Source organism: Methylomonas koyamae, assembly GCF_006483455.1.
Taxonomy (GTDB): Bacteria; Pseudomonadota; Gammaproteobacteria; order Methylococcales; family Methylomonadaceae; genus Methylomonas; species Methylomonas koyamae_B.
Genome location: NZ_PPPU01000003.1, coordinates 54,079 through 65,259, shown reverse-complemented (window position 1 = coordinate 65,259; position 11,181 = coordinate 54,079). Strand labels below are relative to the sequence as shown.

7 protein-coding genes are annotated in these 11,181 nt (G+C 49.3%); 1 reads left to right on the top strand and 6 read right to left on the bottom strand.

All coding sequences use genetic code 11. The features are described 5' to 3' along the window. Nucleotides 1-94: 94 nt before the first annotated feature. Nucleotides 95-475 (top strand): exosortase system-associated protein, TIGR04073 family, encoded by a 381-nt coding sequence (locus tag C2U68_RS00855; protein ID WP_140910615.1) that lies wholly within the window; start codon nucleotides 95-97, stop codon nucleotides 473-475. Between the two features lie 50 nt (nucleotides 476-525). Here the strand turns inward: C2U68_RS00855 and C2U68_RS00850 are convergent, their stop codons facing one another. The 6 genes from C2U68_RS00850 to C2U68_RS00825 form a co-directional block, all read right to left on the bottom strand. Next, nucleotides 526-3,972, bottom strand: a complete 3,447-nt coding sequence (locus C2U68_RS00850; RefSeq protein ID WP_140910614.1) for an AAA family ATPase — start codon at nucleotides 3,970-3,972, stop codon at nucleotides 526-528. A gap of 104 nt (nucleotides 3,973-4,076) precedes the next feature. Further along, nucleotides 4,077-6,104: a tetratricopeptide repeat protein gene (locus C2U68_RS00845; protein ID WP_140910613.1), complete on the bottom strand. Its 2,028-nt coding sequence runs from the start codon at nucleotides 6,102-6,104 to the stop codon at nucleotides 4,077-4,079. An 87-nt stretch (nucleotides 6,105-6,191) separates the two neighbouring features. Then, nucleotides 6,192-6,668, bottom strand: a complete 477-nt coding sequence (locus C2U68_RS00840) for a prepilin-type N-terminal cleavage/methylation domain-containing protein (protein ID WP_140910612.1) — start codon at nucleotides 6,666-6,668, stop codon at nucleotides 6,192-6,194. Between the two features lie 204 nt (nucleotides 6,669-6,872). Beyond that, entirely contained in the window at nucleotides 6,873-8,654 is a 1,782-nt protein-coding gene (locus C2U68_RS00835) for an asparagine synthetase B family protein (protein WP_260839154.1), read from the bottom strand. A 15-nt stretch (nucleotides 8,655-8,669) separates the two neighbouring features. Then, entirely contained in the window at nucleotides 8,670-10,016 is a 1,347-nt protein-coding gene (locus C2U68_RS00830) for a phenylacetate--CoA ligase family protein (RefSeq protein ID WP_140910611.1), read from the bottom strand. After that, nucleotides 10,013-11,128 (bottom strand): glycosyltransferase, encoded by a 1,116-nt coding sequence (locus tag C2U68_RS00825; RefSeq protein ID WP_260839153.1) that lies wholly within the window; start codon nucleotides 11,126-11,128, stop codon nucleotides 10,013-10,015. The genes C2U68_RS00830 and C2U68_RS00825 overlap by 4 nt, the downstream gene beginning before the upstream one ends. Between the last annotated feature and the right edge of the window lie 53 nt (nucleotides 11,129-11,181).

Sequence of the window (11,181 nt, the reverse complement as noted above, 5' to 3'; positions counted from 1 at the left end):
AATCAAGCTCTGCTATAATTGCGGCCGAGACGCGGCAGGCCTATAAGCCGAAACTCCGGCCGCGATGCAAAATGGGATTTTTACAGGACACGCTATGAATCAAGTTACCCGCAACGCAGCAGTATTGCTGTTATCAGCCACCGCGTGCTTTAGCTTAACGGTACAAGCCGACGAATCGGAAAGTTACGGCCAGACCGTCGGCCGCAAACTGAGTACCGGTCTCGCCAACATCGCGACTTCGTCCTTGGAAATCCCCAAAAACATCATCATTATCAATAATCAAAGCAACGTGATTTACGGCTTTGTCGGCGGCACATTAAAAGGTCTGCTGAATATGGGCGGTCGTATCGGAGTCGGCGTGCTGGATCTGGTCTCGGCGCCAGTACCAACCCAACCGATAGTCTATCCGCTTTACGTCTGGGACAATTTCGACGCCGAAACCACCTACGGCAAAGCCTTTCGTCCCAGCCGGTAGTTCGATTCGGCATAGCGGCCTTTGGAATAAGCCCAAGGCCGCCGCTTCTGCTAGGCAACCATCTTCAATTCGCTCAAGCCGTTGGCTTTTTTCACCAACTCTATTTGAGTCTTAATGCGTTTTTTAACGGCATCGACATGGGAAATCACGCCGACCGTCTTACCTTGAGTCGTTAACCCTTCCAACGCACTCATCGCCAGATACAGAGCCTCGGCATCCAGATTGCCGAAACCCTCGTCTAAAAATAACGAGTCGATCGCCCGACCATTATTAGCAATTTCCGCTAACGCCAAAGCCAAAGCCAAACTCACCACAAAACTTTCACCCCCGGATAAGGTTTTCGGCAATCGGCGCAGATTCCTCTGTTTGGTATCCTCGATCTCCAGGGCCAAACCGTGATCGTTTACGGCGCTGCGCACGTAATAACGACCACTGAGTTTCTCTAAAATTTGATTGGCCTTGGACATCAACTTATCGACCAACAGCTGTTGAATCCGCTTGCGCAGCCCCCCCTGTTCATCGGAGATCAGTTTCAGATCCGCTTCCGCTTGACTGTACAACGCCAATTGCTCGCTTAGCCGCCCCTGCAACCCTTGAAGTTTCTCCCGGTAGCCCTGTTGTTTGTCTAGCTTGTTTTCCAAACTATGGACTTCCTGCTCGGCGATTTCGAGTTGCCGAGTCAACTGCTTCAACGAATACAATATGCTTTCTTCGTCAGTATTCGCCATCATCGTCAATACCGCAGCTTCCCGTTGCAACTCTTCGCCCGTTTTAGTCAAGGCTTCCACAATTGACACTCTTAGGCCGGCTTGGTCCGCCAGCGCCGCTTCGATTTGCTGGCGGCTATCGATAAGCATCAATGCCGCCCGCAAATCGTCGATATCGGCGAAGTCACTACCCGCCAACTTACCAGCAACCAAACGGGACATGGCTTCGAATTCGATTTGCTGAGCCGACAATGCGTTTTCGCAGTCGACGATCAGCTTTTGCTTTTCGATTAAGGCCAAATGCAAGCCCACGGATTCCTCGTTTAGTAATCGGCTTGCATAATCCGAGAGTGTGTTTTGATAGTCGATGATGTTCGCGTGAGTTCCCCGCAACTTTTCCTGTAGCGCGGCCACCTCCTCTATCAAGCCTTTTTGCCGCATTTCTCTAATCTGGTAATCCTGGCGACGGGCATTTAACTTGTCGAATAATAGGTTTTCCTTACCTTTACCGGGCAATTTCTCGCCCAATTTTTCGAGTTGCTGTTCCAACTGCTCAGTTAACGCTTTCTCTTCGGCTTTAAGACCGGCAAAACGCTGCTCCACCTCCACAAACTCGGACGGCCGATTATTCCAGGCTTCATCCAACTGACTGACAGATGCGGCAAGTTTTTCCAGGGCAGACTTTTTGTTATCGATTTCCGCCAACCATTTCGCCACATTCCGCTGCAATTGGGCGTGTTCGTTAACCAAATTTTTGATTTTCTCCAGCTCTTCCGTCTCGTTGGCAAGCAAGCGCTTCTGCAAGGAAACATTATCGATCGTCAAATCCTGGCTAACCACATTCAATCGATTAACCAGCAGTTGCCAATCCGAACGCATTTGCTGCAACCGCTGGTCGCGGGCGGATATTTGCACGCCCCGCTTTTCCGCTGCTGCGAGTTGCGCCGCCAACGTGTCGATCGTGGTTTTTAGCGCTTGCATCTTTCCGCGCTGGTCGACCAAGGCCTTTTTGGCATTACTCTGTAGCGGTGGCTTCATCAGGTAAGGATGGTGCAACGAACCGCACAAATAACAAGGCTGTCCCTCTACCAGCTTGCTACGTTCCGCGGCAAATCGTTTCAATAAGGCTTCGTTGGCTACCGCCTGCTCTAAAGCCTTGCCGATATTGTCCTCCCGGCTTAGTTCATCCCGTAATTCTTCCAGCCGTGCCTGCAGCCCAGCGGCATCAGGTAAATCGGCAGGTTTGCTACCAGCCGAAAACCAATGAAAAAACCCCTTCTTGTTAAATTTGGCGTTGACTTCGGCAATAGATAGCAATTCTCGAAAATCGTTGACTCTGCCCTGCTGCTCCACCGCTAGGTCTTTCAGCTCATCGAAACTTTTACCTTGCGCCAACTCCGCCATCACGTCACGGGCGTCGCTAATCTTGGCTTCTAATTCAGAGATATCGGCTTTAGTGGCGTTTAGCGCCGACTTGTTCTTTTGCAAAGCCGCTGTGGTCGTCTTGGTCCAGTTCGATTGGCTTTTCTGTTTACCGGACAATTCCGCCAGTTCCACCCGTAGGTTTCGTAACCGGGGAATGTCCGGAAAATCGCTCAGCAATGCTGCATCGCGGCTTTGCTCTTGCAGCCAGGTATCGACTTCGGCCAACGCAGCTCTCTTTTCGGCCAGTTGCAGATCTATCGCCTGGACAAGCTCGGACTCGCTGGGCAACAGCAATTTCAGTTCGCTGATTTTCAATTTCAACGTGTCGATCGCTTGTTTTTGCATCTCCAAGGATTTACCGGCTAACTCCTCAGGCGTGCTGCTTTCCGCCTCAGCCCCCAGCTGCCTCCGCAACATCTCAAGTTCCTGCCGATATGCTGCGAGACTGGCTTGACTTTGCTCAAGCTGAACTTGTTTTGCATCCAATGCAATAAGTTCTTCGCGATACTGGGCGGCATCCTGCAACCCACCAATTTCCTGCAGCGCAGTTTGCAATTGCTGTATTTGATCTTCGATCTGACGTAGTTGGCTTTCCAGTTGTATCTGCCGATTTTGCAGAACCCGAACGTTTTTCGCGTCACGCATCTGTTGTTCAAGCAGCGCTTGTTGCGCCTTCAATTCATCTGCCTGCTGCTTGAAATCCTGCAAATCCTGCTCGGCGGCTTCCAAAGCCTCGGGGGCCAATAGCGGGATCAATTCGATATCCTGCTGCAGTTGAGCCAAACCGGCACGCGCGGCTTGGTAATTGGATTCGGCTTGCTCCCGGTAATCCCGGTAAATATCGGAGCCGCTGATTTTTTCCAAAATATCCATACGCTCGCTATCGAGCGCGTTCAAAAACGCGGCGAAATCGCCTTGCGGCAACACCATGGACTTGCTGAACTTATGAAAATCCATACCGGTTAATTCGGCAATCCGAGTTCTGACCGAGTTCGGCGTGTCGGCCAAGAGCTCTTGCTGTTCGCCGTCTAACCGGGCTAAGGCCATGTGAGGCTGCAACACGCTATCGCCTGTACGTTCCACGCGCCAGCTGGAACGAAATTTAACATCGCCGAGAGCAAATTCGACTTGCGCCACACTGTCGTTGGTCTGCTTGGTCATCACGTGCTCCGCCGGCTTATCCAAGCGAAAAGTCTCGCCGTACAAGCCAAGCGTGATCACGTCGAGAATACTGGTTTTGCCCGAGCCGTTCGGCCCGGTGATCGCAAACACGCCGCTGTCGGCGATAGGACCTTGGTCGAAATCGATACGACCCTCGCCTTCCAGGGAATTGATGTTTTTGAAGTTGATGTTGAGTATCCGCATAATCCCAGATTTCTATAATGACCTTTACTCGACAGGAACCTCATCGCACACGATGACTCAATCGAGAACAATACTCATGGTATTGTACACCGCTTATCGGACAATCAGCCCCCCTTAGAACTGGAACTCAAACTCGATATAATTTCTCTGAGTTTTTGAAACTCCTTGAGGTCGTGACCATTCGCGACACCCAGTGCCTCAGCCTCCTGTAGAGTTTGCTCCGCCTTATCAAGATCATTGAGCACAATATACAAATGGGCTTTTTCCGCACGTAGATACATCCAGGTTGGATACAATGAAATGGCCTGATTCAAGCCATCCCAGGCTTTTTCTTGGTTACCCATAAAAAAGTTTACCTTGGCTTGAATCAGATACATCATCGGCACATGAGAAAATCCTCGCTGGTTAATTGCCCCATCAATCCATTGCAATAGGTTGGACCCCATTCCCTGGCACATTTGATGTTGATCAATTAGACAATTGGATGCCGACCGGATTGACGTCATGGTCCGCAGAGAAAATGTCTTATCGGACAACCGCCTTATTATCTCGTCGTTAACTAGTCGCATTAAAGACTCGATGTAGCCTCTATTCAGCACCAATGGATCATCGTAACGACTTGGCAAACCAACATTCTCACTCAGCTTAGGAAGGTCAGAAGAGTGAATAAAGCTATTCAGTTCAATGAACATATCGATTAACGTCGAGATCTCAAATAAATCGAGTTGAGATGATTTTGTTAAGTAACTATAACTTTCTGGATTAGCACCTATTCTTAATTCTAGGTTTTTTGCATATGCGCTATTCGCGCGCATCGATTCCGGATGATTTCTGACTTCAAAATAGGTAAAACTATTTGTGTTTGACCACACTGCGGCTCGCGTATAGGTTGCGAACGCCAAACTAATGGCGATAGAAATATAAAAACCGTTTATTAACTGCTTACTAACCCGAGACTCAAAAAGCTTATAAGCGGTTAAGACAAAACCTATCACGACACCAATACTCGGAATATAGTTGCGATGCTCATAGACCAACTCTAACGGAAAAACACTGGACTCCATCAAATGACCAACAAAAAACCACAACACGGAAAAACCAATAAAAGCATTTCCCTTTCTTACAGTATTTTTTATCGCAACCCCAATTAGAAAAAAAACACCAATCACTGCAAATAAAGTATTTTTAGGCGAAAGCAGCCCTCTACTAACCAAAAAATCATCATGCGCCAAGCTCAACTCAGAATTATCAGGATAAAACAATAATCTGAGGTAATAAAATAGAACTCTAGCCTCAGTCAGCAGACGCTCAGTTAAAGTGAAATTTCGAATTGTATAGCCTTGTAACAGATACTGCGGAAATATTGAATAATAACCAATTACTGTTAAGACCGGAATAACTACGGTAATAGCATAGTAGGCAAATAGTCGCCCCCGCATGCTGCTACAATTTACGGATGGCAACAAAGTAACTTCGCTCACAAAAATAAGAAGCGGCAATAAAAGCGCATTCTCTTTACACATTCCCCCTATGATTACCCCACCCAGAGTACCAGCCCACATAAGGAAGTAGCTCCCCGGCTTATCCAAATGCATCCTACCCTTCAAAAACACTAGAAAGCCCAACAACATAAAAAAACAAGCCAAGCTGTTCATGCGTTGCACTACGTATAGCACCGATGTCAACTGCAAAGGATGCAATGCCCAAATTAACGCACTCCAGAATGCTAAAGCTTGGGCAGGCGCCGTTTTATCATGAGCGCGAATTAAAGCTCGAACACAAAAGAATAATAAAATAGCATTAACAGCATGAATTAATACATTAGTTATCCTGAACGAAATGGGATTAAATTGCTGATCGGATAAATAATAATTAAGTGCAAAGCTCAAGCTCGCCAAAGACCTCTTCAATGGCCCACTGCTATTATTTGCATTCCAAGCGGCGCTTAACTCACTATAACTAAGGCTATGCATTTGTATGCTGTTATTGTCTAAGATATTCGGAAAATCATCCGCCAGAAACGGGCCATTCTTACCTGGCAGATAAACTACGAAAACCGAGATCATTAAAACTAATGATATTAGAATGGACAAAACAGTGTTTTTCCGACCACGCTGGAACAAAGCTTTCATTTAAAATCAGCGATTATAATTTACAACAAATTCAAAAATAAAAAAGGGGGCAGAGCCCCCTTCACAAATCAAATCGAATACAATCAATTACGATTTAGGTTGATACTTAGCCGGAACAGTGCCGCTAAAACTGGTCGAGGTCGGAGTCTGTGTCGTATACCACTTCATACCCACGCCAACGACACAATCGCCCTTATAAATTACCGTTGCATTTGAGCTAACAGAACTACCAATAGCTTTATAGGAAATTGTGACAGTTGCCGCGGTAGCGCTACTAGCCGAAAACTCGACAGCACTGACATACTTGCCAGTGATACTGGCTTTAGGAAGCAATCCCACGCTACCGTTTGTTAATCCGCTTGTCAAACTTTGCTCACTACACGCCACACCGCCCGCCGTCAACGCCGGAGAGGCTAGGCTTGGACCTTCTGATACTTTGGATTTAACCGTATAGTCTTGATAAGCCGGAATCGCGATTGCAGCCAAAATACCGATGATCGCGACCACGATCATTAATTCGATCAAGGTAAAACCTTGTTGTGCTTTTTGTAATTGTTTATTCATAAGAACGTCCTTCAAAGTTAACGGGGTTAAAACTCGGATTAAACAATACAAGTTGCGTGCCAAGTGACTGATGACGCAATCTGCAGCCGCGATTCAAGCTTTTGAACCACCCCACAGCCTATCTCTAAATTTGTCAGCTTCCGCGGACAAGCCGTTTTTGGCTGAAACTGACATTTTTTGTCAGCTATTCCGGTTTAAACTGGATTAATAGCCTTTACCGACAAACCAAAGTTCCAACATCATCAGTACCCAAATCAATTCGCCATAGTACGCGGCGTGAACGCTTTGATGCATCTTGATCGCATGCTCTAGAAATTCCGGCCGAAAAAAATCCCTGCGCCCCAAATCGCGAACGGTTTGGTAAGCCATTTGTTTCAACGGCTCGTGGTCGTTCAACCAAATTCCGAACGGCAAGCCAAAGCCGTGTTTCGATTTATTGATGATGGCTTCCGGCAGAAAATCGGCCATCGCTTGTTTATAAAACCAGCGCAGTTTTTGACCGCGCAACTTATCAGCCGACGGAATGCGGCAGGATAAATCGACGATGCGTGGATCGAGCAGCGGATAACACACTTCGACACCGGCCATTTCGCACATCCGGTTGACCTTAACCAGATCGTTGTCGTGCAAAGTGGATTTCCAATCCATGTACAACATTCGATTCAGAGTGCTGGCATTTGCCGGCCGCCAATAGTTTTCGCGCAAGGATTGCATCGGCGCGGAGATATCGACCTCGGTTAGGAAATCCGCTTGAAAAATATCCGCCGCCGCGTGGCGATGTAAAAAATTGTAATCCTGCAAACGATCAGGCATAGCGGCCTTGGCTTGTTCGATATATCTTTTGGCTTTAAATGGAATCTTTTGCCTGGCGATCGCGTCCGGCAAACCATCCAGCACATACTCCATTCCGCTGGTTAAGAATTGCGGCAGGCGATGATAGCCTTCGAACAACATCTGCTTGGCATAGCGTTCATTGCCGGCGAAGATTTCGTCGCCGCCGTCGCCGGCCAATAGCCGGTTAACGCCGTTGTCTTTTGCCAGTTTGGCGCAGTAGTAGGCCGCAAGCGCGGACGAGTTACCGAACGGCTCGTCGTAGTAGGCAGCAATTGCCGGAACCGCAGCAACCGTATCTTCCGGCGTAACGTAATAAGTATGGGAACGTGTTTTAAACGCAGCAACCGCAATATTGGCGTATTCGATTTCGTCATACCCGGCGACTTGAAATCCCATGGAAAAAGTCTTGGCCTTGCCGGGAAATACTCGCGCTAGTGCGCCGGCGACGCTGGAGCTATCCAGGCCGCCACTCAGGAATGCGCCGGTATTTTCGTCGTCTGCCACTCTATCGCGGACAGCTTCGACCAGATATTGTTGCAACTCACGGCCAGACCGGCGTAAATCGCAGTCGTTTTCGAAAAAGTCGGGCTGCCAATACCGATCAATGGCGACTTTACCACCATGAAAACTGAGACATTGCCCGCCTTCCAGTTTCATCACCTGTCGATAAATGGTGTTTGGGCTGGGGCAATAGTTGAAGTAGAGGTAGTCGAAAACCGACTGGGGCGAAATGGCATTGCTCACCTGCGGGTGACGCACCACAAAATCCGCGCTGGAACCAAACACCAATGCGTCGTTGGTCCTCGCGTAATAAATGTGGCTAATCCCAATCGGATCGGTCATTAAAAACGTCGTTTGTTGCCGCTCATCAATCAGCAACAAGTTTACGATGCCGGGCTGACGCCGTAACGCCTCGATTCCGCGCTGTAGATATGCCTCCAATAAACTCGACAACGCATCGGTGGGATATGCCGATTGCAGCGCCACCAACAACACGCCGCCCACTTGCTTGTAATTGGCCGAGTCAGTCGCTACCGCATAACCGCGGCCGGCGCACTGAACAACCGGCAATTCACCCGCTGTTTGTGCCAGGGTTGCAACCGCCGATTCCGTGTCGGAAACCGGCCCCATCCATCCCGCAAATTTTGTCATAGCTGCCGTTGAAAATTATGGTTTTACATGACTGATCACATACCGAAATTTGCCGGAACGCTCTTTGGGAATGTAATCGGTGTATTCAATGTTGACGGTAACCGCTTGGCCGAGACGCTTTTTAAATTCCGCGACGATTTTTTGCTCGGCTGCATCCCGATAACTGGCGGATTTCACAATTTGTACCGTGGTTTTTTCCAAACTTTCTTGGGTAATCTTAAAAGCCTCGACACCTTCCAGATCACGAAGTACATAAATCAGGGCCAAACCGTGTAACACAGTTCCGTCGAGCGCAACTACAAAGTCGGTCGTGCGTCCCTGGAGTTCTTCCAGCAACGGCAAACCGCGTCCACATCCGCACATCTTCTCGGACAATATGCCCATGTCGCCGGTGCGATAACGAATGAAAGGAAAGTCGCGGGTTGCCAGATGGGTAACGACAATTTCCCCCAATTCTCCATTGGGCAGTGGCTTTCCGTCTTTGTCCACGATCTCGACGATGATATCTTCCGCCGTAATGTGCATGCCGCCGTGCGGACATTGGTGGGCGATGAAGCCGGCATCGCGGCCGCCGTATCCGTTTGCCACCGGGCAGCCGAATACGCTTTCGATTTTTTCCCGCTGATGATCGTACAGGCGCTCCGAAGTAACAAAGGCCACTTTGACGCCCAAATTATCCAACCTCACCCCGGTTTGTTCGGCGCGACCGGCGATATGCGCCAACGCCGAGGGGTAACCGAATAGCATTTTGGGCCTGATCTGCTGCAACTGACGGATAAAATCATCGACTTTTTCCGCGGACATTTCGAATGCGGGAATTAAATGCGTCCGCAACAACTTGTCCCGTAACAGACGAATCTTATCTTGGGCGCCTAACTCGATTGGCGACCCCCAGATCACAGCCTCGGGATCGCCAATATCCACACCCCACCAGCGCGTTGCGCGCCATTTGGCGGCGACATCGTGGCTGACACGGCGCCTGCCGATATAGAAAATCAACGGCTCTCCACTGGAGCCACCAGTATTAAATCTCGCCAATCCCTCTGCGTCATCCGCGGACATTTCAGGCAAATGCTGCCGTATTTCCGCTTTAGTCAACAGCGGCAACCGGGATAACTCGGATAACTCTATCTGAGTGACATCGAGACCCAACTCGGCAAACAATTGTCGGTAATACGGGACATGGGCCTGCACATCGCTCAAGAATAAACGCAGCGTTTTCAGCTGAGCCTGCCTAATTTGCTGCGGAGACCACCATTGGCTGCGTTCCATATCGCGCCGAACCCTGACCGTCGAGTGTTTTTTCAGGACCTCGTGAAGCGGAAATATCAGCGAAGAGCACAACGAGGTATAAAAACTCATACGTTCACCAAGTTATTGAATTCAGACAATAATATTTCGACGCGACCGTCCCAGCTATTTTGTCGCGCATATTCGATAATCGCCTCCCGATTCCAATTCGTAGCCAATGCCGCATCGACCGCATCCTGCAACGCTTGCCGGTCTCCAAACCGGACAACGATTCCGAGGTCACCGCTGCAGACCACTTCCCTGTTACCGCCGACATCCGTCGTTACAACCGGCAGACCGCAAGCCATGGCCTCAAGAAAGACGTTGGCCCAGCCCTCGTTCGCGGTCGCCAACACAAATACATCGGCAGCGGACAATACCTGATACAAACGATCGGACGCCATGGCGCCCAGAAAACGCACATCGGCCGTCAAACCCAAGGCTTCGACTTGGGCGACCAAGCGGGCCTTGATATCGCCTTCCGGACTTGCTCCGCCAACAATGAGGTACAACAAACGGGAGTGATTGTTTTTTAAGTCAGGCAATATCTCCAGGACGCGATGAAAACCTTTTCTATCCACCAAACCGCCGACCGAAATCAAGACCTGGGCGTCGGCGGCAATATTTAATGCTTTTCTGGCTTGGGCTTTATCGATCGGAAAAAATTTTGTGGTATCCACGCCGTTGCCGACCACCCGAATTTTGTTGGTATCGGCACCCAATCCGACCAAGTGGGTTTTCAAAGACTCCGATACAGAAAACACTCTGGCCGCGCGAGCTAGGGCGCTTAACATACGCCTCCTCCGGCCAGGAATTTTAGACAACGGTAACTCGGTACCCCGCAAGGTAATAGTCATCGGCAATTTCAACCATAGTCCGAGCCAGGAGGCTGCATAGCCGTCTGGATAGGCGAAGTGGGCGTCAATCAAATTGACCGCCGACTTGTTTTTGAGCTTTAGAACTACCGGCAAGCTGCAAATTGCCATGAAAAAACCGTCAAGAGCCCGCCCTATTCCCGGCAACGCCAGAAAACGCGGAAAATATACGGTGATGCCGTTTTGTTCTTCTACTAGATCGGGTTGGGGCCTGTATCCGGGATGGAGTTTCCGAATCAACCCTTGCAAAGGGAACCAAGGCACCGGCGAAACCACTACCAACGCACAATGCCCGGCTACTTTGGACATGCGTTCCCGAATAAATACGCCGGCGTTCGGCCGCACTCGACTGGGATATAACG